Origin of the sequence: Mycobacterium sp. UM_Kg27 (genome assembly GCF_000972905.1) — a bacterium.
Lineage (GTDB): Bacteria > Actinomycetota > Actinomycetes > Mycobacteriales > Mycobacteriaceae > Mycobacterium.
Genome location: NZ_JRMM01000084.1, coordinates 1 through 18,320, shown reverse-complemented (window position 1 = coordinate 18,320; position 18,320 = coordinate 1). Strand labels below are relative to the sequence as shown.

11 protein-coding genes are annotated in these 18,320 nt (G+C 62.1%); 10 read left to right on the top strand and 1 reads right to left on the bottom strand.

The window, feature by feature from the left end:
- The 6 genes from LI94_RS13880 to LI94_RS13855 form a co-directional block, all read left to right on the top strand.
- Positions 1–1,728, top strand: a 1,728-nt coding sequence (locus tag LI94_RS13880; protein WP_046301545.1) for a replicative DNA helicase, incomplete at its 5' end; no start/stop codon positions are given.
- A 179-nt stretch (positions 1,729–1,907) separates the two neighbouring features.
- A complete protein-coding gene (locus LI94_RS13875; protein ID WP_046301540.1) occupies positions 1,908–2,261 on the top strand; it encodes a helix-turn-helix transcriptional regulator in 354 nt (117 codons plus the stop codon).
- Positions 2,262–3,058: 797 nt separating this feature from the next.
- Complete coding sequence (locus LI94_RS13870) at positions 3,059–3,874, top strand: TnsA-like heteromeric transposase endonuclease subunit (protein ID WP_255351894.1); 816 nt, start codon at positions 3,059–3,061, stop codon at positions 3,872–3,874.
- Positions 3,871–6,012: a Mu transposase C-terminal domain-containing protein gene (locus LI94_RS13865; protein ID WP_046301543.1), complete on the top strand. Its 2,142-nt coding sequence runs from the start codon at positions 3,871–3,873 to the stop codon at positions 6,010–6,012. Before LI94_RS13870 ends, LI94_RS13865 begins: the two co-directional genes overlap by 4 nt.
- Positions 6,009–7,151, top strand: coding sequence for a TniB family NTP-binding protein (locus LI94_RS13860; RefSeq protein ID WP_046301539.1), 1,143 nt, complete (start codon positions 6,009–6,011; stop codon positions 7,149–7,151). Before LI94_RS13865 ends, LI94_RS13860 begins: the two co-directional genes overlap by 4 nt.
- On the top strand, positions 7,148–9,433 hold the full coding sequence (locus LI94_RS13855) for a TniQ family protein (RefSeq protein ID WP_046301538.1): 2,286 nt from the start codon (positions 7,148–7,150) through the stop codon (positions 9,431–9,433). Before LI94_RS13860 ends, LI94_RS13855 begins: the two co-directional genes overlap by 4 nt.
- A 31-nt stretch (positions 9,434–9,464) precedes the next feature.
- Here the strand turns inward: LI94_RS13855 and LI94_RS13850 are convergent, their stop codons facing one another.
- Positions 9,465–9,794, bottom strand: a complete 330-nt coding sequence (locus tag LI94_RS13850; RefSeq protein ID WP_046301537.1) for an antitoxin Xre/MbcA/ParS toxin-binding domain-containing protein — start codon at positions 9,792–9,794, stop codon at positions 9,465–9,467.
- 669 nt (positions 9,795–10,463) lie between these two features.
- On the opposite strand from LI94_RS13850, the gene LI94_RS13845 reads away from it, so the two are divergent.
- From LI94_RS13845 to LI94_RS13830, 4 genes are all read left to right on the top strand, one after another.
- Positions 10,464–12,485, top strand: a complete 2,022-nt coding sequence (locus LI94_RS13845) for an N-6 DNA methylase (protein ID WP_152664830.1) — start codon at positions 10,464–10,466, stop codon at positions 12,483–12,485.
- A 127-nt stretch (positions 12,486–12,612) separates the two neighbouring features.
- Complete coding sequence (locus LI94_RS13840) at positions 12,613–14,967, top strand: DEAD/DEAH box helicase family protein (protein ID WP_204368859.1); 2,355 nt, start codon at positions 12,613–12,615, stop codon at positions 14,965–14,967.
- Between the two features lie 9 nt (positions 14,968–14,976).
- Complete coding sequence (locus tag LI94_RS13835) at positions 14,977–16,425, top strand: class I SAM-dependent DNA methyltransferase (RefSeq protein WP_204368858.1); 1,449 nt, start codon at positions 14,977–14,979, stop codon at positions 16,423–16,425.
- On the top strand, positions 16,422–18,128 hold the full coding sequence (locus tag LI94_RS13830; protein WP_152664829.1) for a hypothetical protein: 1,707 nt from the start codon (positions 16,422–16,424) through the stop codon (positions 18,126–18,128). Before LI94_RS13835 ends, LI94_RS13830 begins: the two co-directional genes overlap by 4 nt.
- Positions 18,129–18,320: the final 192 nt, after the last annotated feature.

Sequence of the window (18,320 nt, the reverse complement as noted above, 5' to 3'; positions counted from 1 at the left end):
TCGCCCAACCTGACCATGATGGAGATCCGCGCCAAAGCACGCCGGCTCAAGCAGAAGGCCGACCTGCGACTGGTGGCGGTCGACTACATGCAGCTGATGACTTCCGGCAAGAAGGTCGAGTCGCGCCAGCAGGAGGTGTCGGAATTCTCCCGGAACCTCAAGCTGCTGGCCAAGGAGCTCGAAGTGCCGGTGATCGCGCTGAGCCAGCTCAACCGTGGACCCGAGCAGCGCACCGACAAGAAGCCGATGTTGGCAGACCTCCGCGAATCCGGCTGCCTGACCGCCGCGACGCGAATCCTGCGGGCCGACAACGGCTCCGAGGTCACCCTGGCTGAGCTCATGCGGACCGGCGAGCGCCCCCTGGTCTGGTCGCTGGATGAGCAGCAGCGGATGGTGGCCCGGCCGATGACCAACGTGTTCCCCAGCGGCCACCGCGAGGTGTTCAAGCTGCGGATGGCGTCCGGGCGTGAGGTCGAGGCCACCGCCAACCATCCGTTCCTCACCCTGGACGGCTGGGTCGCGTTGGGCGACTTGAATGTCGGGGACCGGCTGGCGGTGCCGCGCCGGGTGCCGGAGCCGGTCGACACCCAGCGGATGGAAGACTGCGAGGTCATCCTGCTGGCGCACATGATCGGCGACGGATCATGTGTGAAGCGGCAGCCGATCCGCTACGCGTCGATCGACGAGGCGAACCTGACCGCGGTGACGGTCGCGGCCATGCACTTCGGGGTGACGGCGGTCCGCGATGAGTACCCGGCCGCCCGGGTGACCACGCTGCGCCTGCCGGCGCCGTACCGGCTGACACACGGCAAGCGGAATCCGATCGCGGCGTGGCTGGACAAGCTGGGACTGTTCGGCAAGCGCAGCTATGAAAAGTTCGTGCCGCAAGAGGTTTTCGCGCTGCCGAACGACCAAGTGGCGCTGTTCCTGCGGCACTTGTGGGCGACCGACGGGTCGGTGCGCTGGGACGAGAAGTTAGAGCAGGCGCGCATCTACTACGCCTCGACCAGTCGGCAGCTCATCGACGATGTTGCGCGGCTGCTGTCGCGAGTCGGGGTGTTCGGCCGCATCAAGCGGGTGACCAAAGCCGGTTATCGCGACGGTTGGCACCTGCACATCTACGGTGCCGAGAACCAGGTCCGGTTCCTGCACAACGTGGGGGCCCAGGGCGCCAAAGCCGAGGGGGCCAAGGAGATTCTGGCTCACCTGCATGGCGTGGCACGCAATCCGAACCTGGACACCGTTCCGAAAGAAGTCTGGGGCCGGGTGCGCCGGGCGCTGGCCGATCAGCAGATGAGTCACCGCGAATTCGCCGCGGCCATGGGCACCCAGTTCTGCGGGTCGACGATGTGGAAGCACGCCCCGAGTCGCGACCGGCTGCACCGCGCCGCCGCGGTGCTCGAAGACCACGACATCCACGCCCTGGCCACCAGCGACGTGTACTGGGACACCATCGCGGAGATCACCAGTATCGGCGAGCACGACGTGTTCGATGGGACGGTGCCCGGCACGCATAACTTTGTGGCACAGGGGATTTCGGTCCACAACTCGCTCGAACAAGACGCCGACATGGTGATTCTGCTGCACCGGCCGGACGCATTCGAGCGCGACGACCCGCGCGGCGGCGAGGCAGACCTGATCCTGGCCAAGCACCGCAACGGGCCGACCAAGACGGTGACGGTGGCGCACCAGCTGCATTTGTCGCGGTTTACCAATATGGCGCACTGACGCCAAGGCGCTGTAGGGTCTCACCCTCCGTGTCATCTTCTCAGCGGCGGTGTCATGTCCTTGTCATGTGTCTCACGAACGTGTCATGCGCGTTGACGCATATATCAGGTCTCGCGCGCATTCTCATGCGCGCGGTGGCATATCGAACGTGTGATAGCTGATTGGCTATCGTGGGTGGTATGGCGCGAATGGGGCCGACGGGTGTCGGGTACGCCGAGCGGCTGGCGGGAAATCTGTTGAAAGTAGCCCGGAGCCGGGCCGGTGTATCGCGGCGGCAGCTCGCCAAATTGGCTGATATGCCACAGTCGACCATCGCTCGCATCGAATCGGGCGCGCGGCAACCGTCACTTCCTGTCCTGTTGCGGATCCTGGCGGCGGTCGACCTCGAAGTCCGAATCAACTTGGCCCCCTACGATGATCACGATGACGTACTTGATGCCACTGACGCGCGCCTGACGCCGGACCAGTTGATCCGCCGGCGCGCCGATCAAGACGCGTTTGCTGCCGCCCTGCGGCACGGCGCAAACGGATGATCTGCTAACTCTGCTTGTCGAGGTGGCTCCTGCCTCGTCGGGCGTCGAACTGCCATACGCAAAGCTGCATGGGTGCAGGGCTTTCGAGCGGCAGAGAATACGTTTCCCACTGACATCAGCTACAACTGCTGCGCCACCAACGTGGCGGTGTGACGAACGTCACTGTGTGTAATCTGCGGCGTCGCAGGGCCGAGTGTTCGGGGCATGCATCCCTGTTGCCCAGGGATTTTGCATCAGATCACGCAATAACGCAGCTGCGCAACTGTTTACGGATTGTATGGCGTTGCCTCAAAGCGTCTGCCGGGGCGACTCTCTGCCCGAGACATTTTGTCCGCCGGGGTGTTTGATACCGGTATAACAACCGCGTCCTCACAGTGATGTACCAGTTGTGGACGCGGTATTCAGCGGAAGGCAGCGCCGGTGACGCGTCCGAGGCTTCGACCACGAGACATAGTTCGGGTGGAGCTTCGACTTCCCAGAAGAGCTGCCGAGGTCCTCTACTGGTGCGCCCAAGATTGGAATGTGTCGCTGTCTGCGGCCGGCGCCAAGCTCATCGAACTCGGTTACGAACACGCTGTCACACGTGAGGCGGTGTCTGAATTCACCGCTGCGCCAGGCGATCACAAGGAGCCGGCGGTCAAGAAGGCAGCGACGGAGGGAGGTGCTAACAGGCAGGATTGAGCAGATGTTGTCGCGCTGACAACCCTCCTGAAATACCAAAAGGCCGAGCGGGAACTCGGCCTTCGGTAGCGGCACTTGTGCCGCGATTTGAACCAACCCCATGCGAAGGGACTTCCATGATTTCAACGTATTCGAGCGCGCTTGTCAACGCGTACGTTCCCGAGTCGCCCATCCGGCCAGCCGCCGATGGACCCGATCGACTGGTCCGCGTCGATCCAGCCACTGCCGCAGTCCGGTTCCGGACTGCAGATGATTCCGTCGAAACGCTCGACTGGGACGACGCAGCGGCAGTCTTGGCCGCACCCCTCGCCCCATGGCGGACCTTCCGGTGGTGGTACGGCCAGCGGCACTACTCGGGGACCTACTGGTCCAGGACTCAGCAGGATCACGTGATCTACGAATCTCGGTTGGAGCTCGCACGGCTGATCTACGCCGATTTCGACCAGAACGTCACCTCTATTGCAGCCCAGCCGTTCCTCGTGGAAGCCGAGGTTGATGGCCGGTGGCGGCGCCACGTCCCGGACTTCCTCTTGCGTACGCCGCGCGGCCCGGTGGTTGTCGAGGTGAAGCCACGTGACCGCGTGAGCGCCCCCACCGTCGCCTACACCCTGTCGTGGGCACGCCAACTCATCGAGGACCGCGGATGGGACTACGAGGTGTGGAGTGAGCCGCCCGCGGTCGAACTGGCCAACCTGCGCTTCCTAGCCGGCTATCGCGACGAACGCCGAATCAACCAGAACGTCCTCGAACTGGTCAAGCAGGCTGACCTCGACTGTCTGACCGTCGGGCAAGCGACCGCCGCCCTCTCCGACTTGTCGAGTCCATTGGTGCGCGCGGCGATCTGCCACCTGCTGTGGAACGGAACGTGGGTCACCGACCTCGACGTCCCGCTGCGGGCAACGTCCGTCCTGCGCAAGGGGGCATGGTCATGAACGAGCGACTTCGCATCGGCCCAGGTAGTCGCCTCTGCTACGAGGGCGACCTTGTCGAGATCGTCGAGATCCGTATCGGCACCGGGGGCAATATCGCCACAGTGAAAACTGTTGGGACCGAACAAATCCGCGGCGTATCACTTCGCGAGCTGCTCGCCTACCGCCACAATCATCCGCACGATGAGACGACCCAAAGCAACGAATCGCAGGGCCCTAAAGACGTCGCTGCCACGGTCCTGGCGATGCTCAACAAAGAAGAACGGAACCGAATCCGGGAACGCGCGGGCCACATACGGGAGGTCCTCACCGGATATCGTTCCGGGCATGAGGCCACGGCCGCGCAAGGTGAGCCCCAACCGGAATACCACCCCGACCTGACACTAACTACCAGGTATCACGCCAAGGCAGCCGAGCTCGGTGTCGACGTGCGCACTGTTCAGCGCATGGTGGCCGCGTTTACCGAACACGGCGAAGCAGGGCTGGCCAACCCCAAGACCCTGCGGGTCAAGCAAACACCCGGAGTGGATGTCAGGTGGTGGGAGACCGCCCTGGAGATCATGGTGGAACACACCGATCTCTCGCGCCCGTCACGAACGGCGGTGATCAAACACACCAACGCGCGCGTCATCGCCCGCTTCGGTCCTGACGTCATACCGTTGCCGAGCCGCGCCACCGCCTACCGGACCCTGACCGCGCTGGAGTCAAAACATCCGACATTTCGGTTGAGTACCAAACGCAACCGGGACATCGCCGCGCGTAACCCGGGTGTCCTCGGAAAATTGCGGCCCACCCGGCCCGGCGAATACCTGCTGATGGACACCACCCGACTCGATGTCTTCGCCATGGACCCGATCACGTTGCGCTGGGTCCAGGTCGAGCTCACCGTGGCCATGGATTGGTATACACGCTGCATCACGGGCCTGCGTCTGACACCGGTCTCGACAAAGTCAATCGATGCAACGACGGTCTTGTACCAGACCTATCGGCCGGCGCCGGCACCGACTGCCTGGCCGAAGGAGGCCACGTGGCCCGAACACGGTATACCTCGGTCGGTGCTGCTCGACGTCGCGGCGATTGACCGTGGAGGCGCGCGAGCAGTCGGGCCGGCGATCGTCCCCGAGACGCTTCTGGTGGACCACGGCAAGATCTATGTGTCCGAGCACATGACCAGCGTGTGCCAACGCATGGGTATCTCCATCCAACCGGCACGGCTGCGCACCGGACGTGACAAAGGTCCGGTCGAACGCTTCTTCCGCACCGTCCGGGAAGGCTTGCTGCAATACCTGCCCGGCTACAAGGGTCCCGACATCCACTCCCGCGGCATCGCACCCGAAGACGATGCGCACTTTTACATCGACGAACTCGAAGCAATCATCCGCGAATGGATTGCGGTGGTGTATCACCGGCGGCCCCACCGTGGACTGGTGGAACCGGGCCTGCCGTCGCTGGACCTGTCGCCTGCGGTCATGTTCGAACACGGTCTTGCCCGCGCTGGGTATATCGAAGCTCCGCGAGAATCTGACCTGGCCTTAGAGTTTCTCCCGGTTGAGAAGCGCACCATCCAGCACACCGGCATCGAGATCCGGGGCAGGAAGTACAACGGCCCGGCCCTGGACCGTTATCGCGACCAGCGCAGCCCCTACCCCGGCGGGCGGTGGCCGGTTCACTACCACCCTGACGACATCTCCCGCGTCTACTTCCGCGATCCGAGCGATCGAAGGTGGTACCCGCTGATATGGGAGTACGCAGGAGCGCTCACAGCGCCCTTCGGCGACGATGCCCTCGCCTTCGCCCGCAGCCTGGCACGAAAGAAGTACACCTATCCCAATGACGAGCTCGCGATGGCGCTCCTGTTGGAACGGTGGAACCTCGGACTGGGCAAAACCCCGACCGAAAGGCGGCTGGCGCTGCGTCAATCCCGCGAAGACGACCTGCTCTGCGCCGCAACCGAGAGCACCAAACAACTGGTGCAGGAGCTGTCATCGGTGCAACAGGTACTGCCGGATCAGACCGCTGAAGACCAGGCAGATGACATCGCGCGCCCTCCGGCTGGACCGCCGCCCGAGGACGACTGCGGAGACGACGACGGCAACGACGACCCTGACGACTTCTATGCCACCGCTTGGGAGGACGCATGAGCACCACTCGACTCAACGCACACCAGTCGACCCTGGACAACCTGACGCTTGCACGCAAGGAGGGATTCTTCGCGTTCGCCGAGGCCCCAGCCCCCCGCCCACCTGAGCGACTCACCCGCGCAGGGCTTCAGAAGCTCTGCGAACCAGCACTGGCTGACTACAACGCTCGCCGGCGTTCCTGGCACGCCAACCTCGGGCCCCTGCGCACACCGCAACTAGCCGACGTCCATGAACAACTCTGGGACATCGTCGACAGCAACGACCAAACCGGTGACAAACCCAAGAGCGCCGTCGCCATCGACGGATTCCCCGGGCTGGGAAAAACCACCGCAGCCCTGGCCTTCGCCCGCGACTTCCATCGACGCGAGATCGCCGAACGTGGCGCGCAAACCCCAGAAGGTAACCAGCGAATCCCGGTGTGCCGGGTGGGACTGACCGGCAACACCGGCATGGTCGACTTCAACCGAGCGATGCTCGAATACTTCGGCCACCCGGGTACCAAACGCGGAACCGCTCCGCAATTGGCGCATCGGGCTCTTGACTGCGTGCGGACTTGCGAAACCCGCCTGTTGATGATCGACGACCTGCACTTCTTGCACTGGCGCAACGCCCAGGGCGTAGAAATCAGCAACCACTTCAAGTACATCGCCAATGAATTTCCAGTCACCATCATCTACATCGGAGTCGAACTGGACAACCGCGGGCTCTTCTCCGAAGGCTCGACCTATCAGAATCCGATCATCGCCCAAACCGGCCGCCGTACAACAAAACTCACCATGGAATCGTTCCCCGTCAAAGAGCCGGAGGAACGTAAACGATGGCGTGACCTACTGCTGAGCCTCGAGCAGCGGATCGTACTCGCAGATAGCCATCCGGGCATGCTCGCCGATGAATTGTCCGACTACCTGTATGCGCGATCCTCCGGCCATATCGGCTCTCTGACGACGCTGGTCAACCGGGGCTGTCAACGAGCTGTGCGGACCGGAGCCGAGCGCCTTACCCAGGATCTGCTGGACCGCGTGAAAAACGACGAAGCCTCGGAGAGGGCCCGCGAGGAACTCCAGACCGCGATACGGTCCGGGAACCTCACCACGCGAATCAGCCATCGTGCAAAGCGGATTAAGGACCGCTCCTCATGACGGGCACTCGACGAATCCCCATCGCTGTCGACCCGGTCGCAGGCGAGGCACTCGATTCCTGGTTGGAAGCACTCGCGCACCGAACCCAGACCAGCTGGGGGGATCTTGCAGCGGCTACGGGTCTTGATAGATGGACCCCCCACTGGGTTCCCCGATGGATGGTGCATCTGACACCGGATCAATGTCGCGCGCTGACCACGGCGACTACCGTCGACTCAGCAACCATCCAGGCAATGACGTTCTCGCACTTTGAAGGCCGCGCGTTGGCAACCGACACCGCCACCGGTGGCCTCGACAGAACCTATCCTTGGGGCCCCCGGGCCGGCTCACGCTACTGTCCGCACTGCCTCGCTGAATCCGGTGGTCGCTGGCAGTTGGCCTGGCGGCTGGGATGGACGTTTGCCTGCCTCAAGCACAGCTGCCTGCTGGTCGATGCCTGTCCCGCCTGCATGACCCGGCCCCGAAGTCGACAGCTATCGAGCAGGTCCATTCCATCACCGGGCTACTGCGCAGCTCCAGCCGAAAACCACACAGCCAGGGAGGAGCGCTGCGGTGCCGACCTGACCACCGCCGCACCCCTCACCTTCGACGACGAACATCATGGCGTCCTGTCCGCCCAACGCCGGATCAACGAAATCATCACCGCCGACATCCTCAACAGCGGTGTGTACGCGCGCGACCCACAATCACCGGCCAGCGTCCTAGCCGATATCCGAGCAATCGCCATCCGGGCGCTGACCTATGCAAGCCCGTCGGAACTCGAACAGATCATCGGCACTGACCTGCTGACCGCGTATCAGCAGGACCACCCCCATCTACCGACCGCACGTAACCGCAGCCCGACCAAGAAACTTGCCTTTCAGGCGCCCGAGGCAGCGAGCCTGACCGCGGCGGGGGTGATCGCTGCCCTGCACTGCCTGGATCAACCAGATGTACCAACCGCCGGACAGTCGCTGAGGTGGCTGGTCACCGCCATGCGCTCACGCCGAGCCCACCCATGCACTACGCACCTGCTGTGGACCGGTGGTGTCTCTGGTGCGGTGCAGCTTGCCGCGCTTGGCCCGAGCCTCAAACCCAGCGATCAACTGCGATACCGAACTCTCAGTAGCTGGCCGGCCATCCCGAAGCGGAATCTAGCCGACCTCGACGAGCAGATCGCTCGACTGCCGACCTCACTGTGGCAGAACGTGGCCCTGCGGCTGTCCATACCCGGAAGTCATCTGCGTCAGCTGCGACCCGCGCTATCGGTCGCAGCCCTGCTCGTCAACACCAAGACCAAACTCGGTCCGCTCACCCGCAGAATCAAGAGCCCGCTCGACGACCATGCCGTCTCACGTGTTCTCCAATTGCTCAACAAGCACCCCGACTGGACGGATATCAGCAAGGCAATCGACGCCCTCGCCGAGTATCTCGCTACAGCAACAGTCCCGATCGACTACTCGCGGCGCCGCCGTCTCAACTACGACAACTTGCTGCCCGACGACACCTGGCAGCGCATCTGCCGCGAAACCGGGGCCACGAGCCGCGGGTCGGCCCGCGCCCAAGTGGCCCGGTTCTATTTACAAGAGCGCATCTCCGGTATGCCTATCAGCGGCCAGAGCATCTGCCCTGCCCTACGGACCAAAATTGCCGACTTCCCCTATCACCTCACCCCGGAACTCAGCGACGCACTCGACGACCATGCACTGAAATTCCTTGCCGAGCAAGGCGTCCGGGCCGAACCGGTCCACTACGAGCCGGGCACGGACTTCCTGGGGGGCTTACGTCTGCCGGGCCAGAACCCCGACGCCGTCGACCTCGCCGCCCTACACCGCGGCATCCAGGCGGGACTGACCCTCGGCCGCGCCGCCGAAGATGCCGGAGCAGATCTTGACACGGCCCGTTACCTCCTCACCTGCCACCCGACACCTTCCGCAGCCACCGACCTGAACGCCTACCGCCGCGCCAAGGAGGCCTACCCGCGCGAGGCCTTCATCGAGCGCTACGAACTCTGCGGGATGAGCCTGGCCGAGATCGCGGATCAGGCCGGCGTCAGCCGACAGACCGTCGCTCGCCTTGCCGCCGACTACCAGATCGCGACACGCAAACCCGGCCGCGCAACCAAATACACTGTTGATCCCGATTGGCTCTACACCCAATACGTCGACCATCAACGCCCACTACCGGATCTCGCCCGCGAGCGCGGCGTCAGCACCACGACCATGGCCCGGTGGGCGAAAACCTACGGCGTCCCGTTGCGACCGCGCGGAGGCGCCAGGAATAGCGCACAGGTCGCCACGTGACGCCGACAACGGAGACAAAACGCCACGGGCCTCATGCGAAGCTCCCGGCCCGCTCATTGGCAATCGCATCGAGCACTGCGCGGGTCTGCCGCCGGCGGATGAGGTCCACGGGCCGACGGTCACCAAGGTTGGGGTTCAGCCCGACGAGCCAGCGCTGAGCGTTCGCGATCGAATGCAGCCGCAACAGGTGGGCCGTGACGACTTCGAGTAGGTCCACCCGCTCCGCGTTGACCACGTCGATTGCATCGCCGTCCTGCCACCGCGCGACCTGCGCGGCGTCCACCCCAAGTAGCTCTGCGAGGCGCCGCGAGCCGAAGTCACGGCTGAGTGCGGTCACCTTCTGATCAGTCGGCACCGGCATGATCCAAAACTAGCCCTCCTCGTTGTGGTCGGGGGTGATCTGGACGGGCGTCGCAGGACAAGACCAGCGCATTTCCTCCCAACGCAGACCAAATGCCGAAACCCAGTCAACGAGCCACCGAGTATGACACCTAGTTTTCAGCGCGTTCTTCGTGTAACGTGTCCCTTGCTGGCTCAGTGGTGAAGGCGGGGACTCAATGCGTACAAGTGGAATGAAGCAGCGGTTGGTCCACCTGGTGGACATCGAGAACGCTGTCGGGTGCAGCAGCGTGACACAGGACGACGTCCGGCGCGTTCGTGCGGCCTACTTGGGATCCGGGTTAGTAGGACCGCGAGACCAGGTCATCGTTGGGGTGAGTCATCACAATGTGATCGCTGTGGGTCTTGGGTGGCCGGAGGCCCGACGGGTGGTCCGATCAGGCAAGGACGGGGCAGATTTGGCACTCCAAGAGGTCATGGCGACTGAACAGCTCGACCTCCGATTCGGGGCATGTGTGGTGGTCACCGGCGATGGAGGATTCGCACTTCCTGTTGCCCAGCTGATCGCACGGGGGTTGTCAGTGGCCGTTGTCGGGCCGTTGGGTCGAACGGCTGCCGCGTTGCGCCTGGCGTCCACCGTGAGTAGGCATGTCGATTTCACAGTAGGAACAAGCGCGTCGCGGAGCGTGTCGTGAACGCATCAACCAGCACAATGACCGTCAGCGACATTGCCAAGTTGGCTGGCGTTCAAAAATCGACGGTCAGCAACTGGCGACGTCGCCACAGTGATTTTCCCCAGCCGCTGAACGAAGGTGCTGCGCGGCCGCAGTTTGATACCCACGCGGTGCGCGCTTGGCTCAAGAGTCGGAACCTAGTCGACCTTGTCGAAGATGGGCGCGCCGCCGAGGTTGTCAGGAACTGGCGGTACACAGTCAACCATGTGCAATGCGATGAAGCCGTTGACATCATGATCCTGTTCATCGCAGCCGTGGACGGCGAAAAACTGTGCTATGGAGACAGCTCGGATGAACGGTATCCGGTTACCATCAGTCGCGGGATCTTCGATGATGCCAGTATCCGGGCCACGAAGTCTCAGGCTGATGCGATCCGCGAGTTCCTGGCAACGGAGATTCAAGGCGTTGACAAGGCAGAGCTGCTCGAAGCCGCTGCGCAGGACTTCGATGACCTATCACGCTGGAGGCGGACGGCGGACGCTGTAGATGCCGAGCGGAATCTGCATAACTTGTTGGCGGACCTCGTGCACGAGGAATCCAAAACGATTCTGGACTTCGCTTGTGGTACTGGCGCAGTTATGGCTGCGATCAGTCGACAACATCCTGGCGCAAGAGTTACGGGTATCGAGGTGGACGAAGTCGATGGCTTCGTCGCAGAGGCACGGTTGAGCGGCCGGGCTTTCGCGGAGGTGGCATACGGCGACATTCTCAAAGAAGACGAGCTCAAGGGCCGGAGTTTCGATGCGGTGGTCTGCATTCCGCCGTTTGGCCGTTCGGTGGATGCCGCAACTGATCGCATGCGGCGGATGCCATTTGGCGCTGTGCGAGGGTCTGCTGACGCGGCCTGGCCGCAGCTAGCGGTGCAGGCTCTGGCCGCGGACGGGGAGGCGTTTCTTGTCCTGCCTCACTCGCTGAGCTTCGAGGACCGTTCAGATGCGGTGCGGAGGGAGCTGATTCGTCAGGGCACCGTGGCTGCGATCATTACGTTGCCGGCTAATGCACTCGCTTCGACACGTACATTGTCTGACCTTTGGGTACTGCGCAGCAGGCGCGAGCCCACGGCAAAGGTGTTGTTTGTGGATTTTGCGTCGGCAGAACCATCGTCGCGTAATGAGTACGACGTGTTAAGGAGGGCATTGACCGGTTGGCTAGATGGTGGTGACTTGCCAACAGGCGATCCCCGGTTCACATCGGTGGATGCCATCGCGTTGTTGGGCCAACGCGTCACACTGGACCCGCAGTACTGGTGCGCACATGCAGCGGCACCAAAGTCACCGGATGAGCTGTTGTCAGCGGTTGCCAATGCGACCAAGACGCTGGCCGATATCCGACAGTCTCTGGCCGACTCCGAAGTTCCTCGTTGTTTGTTCATGCCGGAGCGTTCAACGATGGTCTCGGTCCGAGATGCCCGTGAAGACGAGCTGGTCGAGATCCCGAAGAAGACTGGAGCGCAGAAAACGGCTCCGAGCTTGACGGTGACACAAGCCGAGGCGATGCGATCCGGTGATGAAATTTCAGTCACTACTGAGCGAGTCATGGATAGCGACGAAGTACTGCGGCCTGGTGACGTACTCGTCTGGGCTACGGCAGACCGCCAAGTGCGTACTGCAGTGTCGACGATTGGCGGAGTGGTTCCGAGCCACCCGATAGCGGTGCTACGGTGCAGTCGAGATCTGGAACCGCATTACCTAGCGGTCGCGCTGGCGGCCAAACGAAATGCCGTATACGCGACCGGTTCGACCCTCCCGACAATAAGAACGTTGGACCTAGAGTTCCCTCTTATCCCGTTGGAGCAGCAGCGCCAGATCGCAGATTACGTACGCGCGGTACGCGGTTGGGCACAAGCCGGCAAAGCATTGCATGGTGCCGCAGCTGCACTGGAGGATGTGCTGGCTGATGCGGTTGGCTCGGGTGTCGTGGGGCTTGATGAGCCGGATGACGCAAAGTTGGCGGCCCCCACAGCGGTGGACGGAGTATGAGTACGAATCCCGTACCGATGCCAATCAGCCCGCCGCTGGAGAGCCGCCGCCTACCAGCAAATGGACGATCTTCCATCCGACCTACCCGACCTGTTAATAGGCTCGCCATCGTGACCCGGGTGACGTCGTGACCGCGATCGACAAGAAGGCTCTGAAGGAGACCGAGATCCGCACTCGGTACATCACACCCGCCATCGTGCGTGCCGGCTGGGACCCCGACAAGAACCAGGTCCGCGAGGAATACACCATCGCGCCCGGCAGGATCGTGGTGCGCGGCAAGCTTCATGCGCGTGAGGCCGCCAAGGCCGCGGACTACGTGCTGTTCCTGAAGCCGGGCCTGCCGCTGGCAGTCGTCGAAGCGAAGGACAACAACCACAGCCTCGGTGCCGGCATGCAACAGGCACAAGGCTACGCCGAGCGGTTGGACGTGCCGTTCGTGTTCAGCTCGAACGGGGACGGTTTCCTTTTCCACGACCGGACGGTCATGGCAGGGGACATCGAACGAGAGCTGACGCTGGATGAGTTTCCGTCACCGGAGGAACTGCACCGCAGGTGGCTCGCCTGGAAGGGTATCGAGCCGAACACGGATGAGACCAAGGTCATCGAGCAGGACTACTACTTTCAGGGCAAAGAGTTGCGCTACTACCAACTCCAAGCGGTCAACCGCACGGTCGAGGCGGTCGCCCTCGGGGCGAGCCGCGCGCTCCTCGTCATGGCAACAGGCACCGGCAAGACCTTCACCGCATTCCAAATCATCTGGCGACTGTGGAGTGCGAAACGCGCCAAGCGCGTGCTGTTCCTGGCAGACCGCAACATCCTCGTCGACCAGACCCGGGTCAACGACTTCAAGCCATTCGGGAACGCGATGACCAAGATCACCAACCGCACCGCTGACCCGTCATTCGAGATCTTCCTCGCCATCTACCAGGCCATCACGGGCACCGAAGAGACACAGAACATATACAGGCAGTTCTCCCCAAATTTCTTCGACCTAATCGTCATCGACGAGTGCCACCGCGGCAGCGCACGCGAGGACGCCCAATGGCGCCAAGTGCTGGACTACTTCACGGATGCCATCCACGTAGGACTGACGGCCACACCGAAGGAGACCGCCGACACCTCGAATATCACCTACTTTGGCGAGCCGGTTTTCACCTACTCCCTCAAGCAAGGGATCGACGACGGCTACCTCGCGCCGTACAAGGTTGTCCGCATCGACATCGACAAGGACCTCGTCGGCTGGCGCCCCGAAGAAGGCAAGACCGACAAGTACGGCGAAGTCATCGAAGACCGGATCTACAACCAGTCTGACTTTGATCGCGGACTGGTCCTGGAACAGCGCACCAAACTGGTGGCCAAAAAGGTCACGCAGTACCTCAGGGAGTCGGGCGATCGCTACGCCAAAACTATCGTCTTCTGCGAAGACGTCGACCACGCAGAGCGGATGCGCTCGGCCCTAGCCAACGAGAACGCCGACTTGGTAGCCGAAAACCGCAAGTACGTCATGAAGATCACCGGCGACGATGCAGAGGGCAAAGCCGAGCTCGACAACTTCATCGACCCAGAGTCGCGTTACCCGGTAATCGCCACGACCAGCGAACTGATGTCGACCGGCGTCGATGCCCAAACATGCAAGCTCATCGTCCTGGATCAGACGATCCGTTCAATGACGAAATTCAAGCAGATCATCGGGCGCGGTACCCGAATCAATGAGGAGCACGGCAAGTTCTACTTCACGATCATGGACTTTCGCCGGGCGACCGAGTTATTCGCTGACCCAGACTTCGACGGCGACCCAGTGGTCATCTACGCACCTGGTCCGACCGATCCTGTCGATCCACCTGCGGAACCGGCCGGGCCAGGTGACCCGATTCCCCTCGATCCGCCGAACCCTCCGCCAGACCCGCCCGGCAGGCGGACGAAGTACGTCGTGGACGACGTTCCGGTCGAACTCGTTGCGGAGCGGGTTCAGTACCTGGGGCCAGACGGCAAGCTCATCACCGAGAGCCTGACGGACTACACACGCAAAAGAGTCCAAGGCGCCTACCCCACGCTGGAGGCCTTCCTGACCCGTTGGAGTCAATCCAGGAGCAAGCAGGCCATCATCGAGGAACTACGCGGGCAGGGCGTCTTCTTCGAGGCCCTGGCCGAAGAGGTCGGGAAGGACTTCAGTGCGTTCGATCTGGTCTGCCACATCGCATTCGGTCAACCGCCACTGACTCGACGCCAGCGGGCCGACAACGTCCGTGCCACGGGCTACTGGGCCAAATACTCAGACAAGGCGCAGGCGGCATTGGCGGCCCTGCTCGACAAATTCGCGGACGAGGGCTTTGAACCAGACCATGATGCACGAGTCCTGCAGATTCGCCCGTTCACCGACATCGGCACCCCGATCGAGATCGTCAGCGAGTTCGGCGGCAAAGATGGCTTCGACACCGCCGTCGAGGAACTCGAAAAACACCTCTATGCAACAGCGCAGTAAGGACGTTTCGTGAGCAGCATCAGCGCGACTGTGAAGTCAATCCAAGACATCATGCGTCAGGACGCCGGTATCGACGGTGATGCACAACGTATCGGTCAGCTCACCTGGTTGTTCTTCCTGAAAATTTTTGACGACCGTGAGTACGAGACCGAGTTGCTCGATTCCAGCTACCGCTCCCCGATCCCACCGGAGCTCCGCTGGCGCACATGGGCAAAACCGAAAGAAGGGTTCACGGGCGACGCCCTGCTGGACTTCGTCAACAATGAACTTTTTCCGACCCTGAAGAAGTTCGCGGAGTCAGCTGCACCTGGACGTACGAGCGTGATCGGCAATGTCTTCCAGGACGCGTTCAATTACATGAAGAACGGCACCCTGATTCGCCAGGTCGTCAACAAGATCAACGAGATCGACTTCAACCGCTCCGAAGATCGGCACTTGTTCGGCGACATCTACGAGCAGATTCTTAAAGACCTACAGAGTGCCGGCAACGCCGGTGAGTACTACACGCCGCGAGCGGTGACTCAGTTCATGGTGGACGTCATAGACCCGAAACTCGGCGAGAAGGTGCTCGATCCAGCCTGTGGCACAGGCGGATTCCTCACCTGCACTATCGACCACATCCGCGCCAACGACGTGACGACACCGGACGACGAGGCGCGGCTTCAATCGACCGTCCGCGGCGTCGAGAAGAAGCAGCTGCCGCACCTACTCTGCACGACGAACATGCTTCTGCACGGCATCGACGTGCCGACAAATATCGGTCACGACAACACCTTGGCCCGGCCGATGCGCGATTACAGCAACGCCGATCGGGTCGACGTTATCCTCACCAACCCCCCCTTCGGTGGCACCGAGGAACCCGGCATCGAGAACAACTTCCCGCAGGCTTACCGCACCAGGGAGACCGCGGACCTATTTCTCGTACTGATCGAACACCTTCTCAAACCTGGTGGACGTGCCGCGGTGGTCCTGCCCGACGGGACCTTGTTCGGCGACGGTGTCACGGCACGCATCAAGGAGAAACTTCTCACCAACTGCAATCTGCATACCGTAATCAGACTCCCGAAGGGCGTCTTCAACCCCTATACGAGTATCGCGACGAACCTGTTGTTCTTCACGAAAGGACAACCCACTACCGAGATCTGGTACTACGAGCACCAGTATCCGCTCGGCTACAAGAACTACACGAAGACGAAGCCGATTCGAATCGAGGAGTTCGACGCCGAGAAGTCCTGGTGGGACAACCGTGTGGAGTCTGAGGTTTCATGGAAGGTCTCGATCGACGCGGTCAACGGCACCTGGAATCTCGACGTTACGAACCCCAACAAGGTTGACGCCGAGCATCGAGACCCTGATGAACTGCTCAAGGAGTACGAGGCGCTGCTGGGGGATATGGACGCCACCCGGTCGAGCCTTCGAGACGCGCTGGCCGCCGCGATCAAAGACGCACTGAATTGAATCGCCAGACGTTCATCGACGCATTTGGCCATATCGCCGATGCGCCCGGTGGAATCGATCGGCTCCGTCGTCTGATCGTAAATTTGGCGGTCTGTGGGTGCACCACGACGCCCGATGCCAATGATGAGCCAGCCAGCGAGTTGCTGAAGCGCATAGCTGCGGAGCGCGATGCGTGGGTTGCGGATGGCCGGATCAGGAGGCCAAAGAATCTTGCACCCCTGGATAAGACAGTGCTTCCGAGTGCACCGGAAGGGTGGTTGTGGCTGCGCCTTGGGGAGGTTGTCACGTTTGAATACGGCAAGAACCTGCCCGCTGATAAGCGACGGGCAGGCACCGTCCGTGTGTACGGCGCCAATGGTGTGGTGGGAGCCCATACCGAGGCCCTCGTTCAGGAGCCATGTTTGGTCGTAGGACGTAAGGGCTCTGCTGGAGCCATAAATCAGGCTCCCGAAGCGAGTTGGCCTACTGACGTAACGTATTTCGTGCGGGCACCAGCCGGGATGTCCTTGAGATACCTGGAGGTGTTGTTGCTCTCCCTTGATCTACCCCGCATGGCCAGAGGTATCAAGCCCGGACTCGACAGGGACTTAGCGGCGGCTTGCCCGGTGATGCTAGCGCCTCTCGGCGAACAGCAGCGGATTGTGGAGCGCATAAACGCCCTCATGGAATTGTGTGACGAGCTGGAGAAGCAGCAAACAGATCAGGCTGAGGCGCGTGCAGTTCTGACGTCCGCGGCCTTGAAGCGATTATCGCTCGCCGATTCTGCACGCGGCCTCTGTGAGGCGCTCGCCGCCTTCGCTGACAACATCGACATTCACCTTGCGCCGGGTGAGGGCGACCTGGCGGCGCTCAAACAGCTGCGTCAAACGATCCTCGACCTAGCCGTCCGAGGCCGCCTGACTCGTCAGGACCCAGGCGATAAATCGGCGACTGACCTTCTCAAGCAGATCGCAGCTGAGCGTGACCGCATGGTCAAGGCTAAGAAGACTCGGAAGCCAAGAGCGGAAGCTGGTGCCGAGGTTGTCGACCAGGCGTTCGCGGTTCCAGTCGGCTGGACGTGGTGTCGGCTAGGGGAGGTCGTCCTAACGAATGAAGCCGGATGGAGTCCTGTCTGTCCACCGACCCAACGGTCAGACGATTCGAAATGGGGCGTGCTGAAGCTCAGTGCGGTGTCATGGGGGTCCTTCCAGGAACACGAACACAAGGTGTTGGGCGCCGGCTTAGCGCCCCGGCCCGCGATCGAGGTCCACGACGGCGACTTCCTCATGTCACGTGCCAACACCGCGACGCTGGTCGGCCGGAGTGTGGTAGTTAGCTCGCCCCCTCCAAGGTTGATGCTCTCGGATCTGATTGTGCGCCTTGGGTTTCTGGATCGTACGACAGCCGAGTACATCAATCTGCTGAACGGTAGCAGCTTCATCCGCGAGTACTACGCGGCGGTCTCGAAGGGCACCAATGACACTATGCGGAAGCTTTCGCGTGTCCAGATCCTCGCGACGCCGGTCCCGTTGCCGCCCCTGGATGAACAGAGGAGAATCGTTCATCAAGTCACTGTGTTGGATGAATTTCGCCGCCTGCTAGAGCAGCAATTCCTGGCCGGGCAAGATCTTCGTCGCAGCCTGAGCGAGTCGGTCACCGCACATGCAATCGTGAACGGACAGCAACGCCCTACGCCAGTGCGGCGCCCGCGCAGAGTAACTTGAGTCAACTTCGGAGGGGCGCCAGTCTTCAGACCGGCTGCTACCCGACTCAGCTGTTGATTAGCCGATAACGCCGACCAATTCGTTCCCCTCGACGAACACGCCGACTGAGCCGTCCCGGTAAGTCCGGGGACTGATTTCCTTGAATCACCCCGCCTTCGGTGGGGTGTGCCTGTGATCGTAGTGAAGCGCTTC

Coding starts and splice junctions, on each gene's coding strand:
- LI94_RS13870 (WP_255351894.1), top strand. CDS start 3,059: ATGATTTCAACGTATTCGAGCGCGCTTGTCAACGCGTACGTTCCCGAG.
- LI94_RS13850 (WP_046301537.1), bottom strand. CDS start 9,794: ATGCCGGTGCCGACTGATCAGAAGGTGACCGCACTCAGCCGTGACTTC.
- LI94_RS13860 (WP_046301539.1), top strand. CDS start 6,009: ATGAGCACCACTCGACTCAACGCACACCAGTCGACCCTGGACAACCTG.
- LI94_RS13875 (WP_046301540.1), top strand. CDS start 1,908: ATGGCGCGAATGGGGCCGACGGGTGTCGGGTACGCCGAGCGGCTGGCG.
- LI94_RS13865 (WP_046301543.1), top strand. CDS start 3,871: ATGAACGAGCGACTTCGCATCGGCCCAGGTAGTCGCCTCTGCTACGAG.
- LI94_RS13855 (WP_046301538.1), top strand. CDS start 7,148: ATGACGGGCACTCGACGAATCCCCATCGCTGTCGACCCGGTCGCAGGC.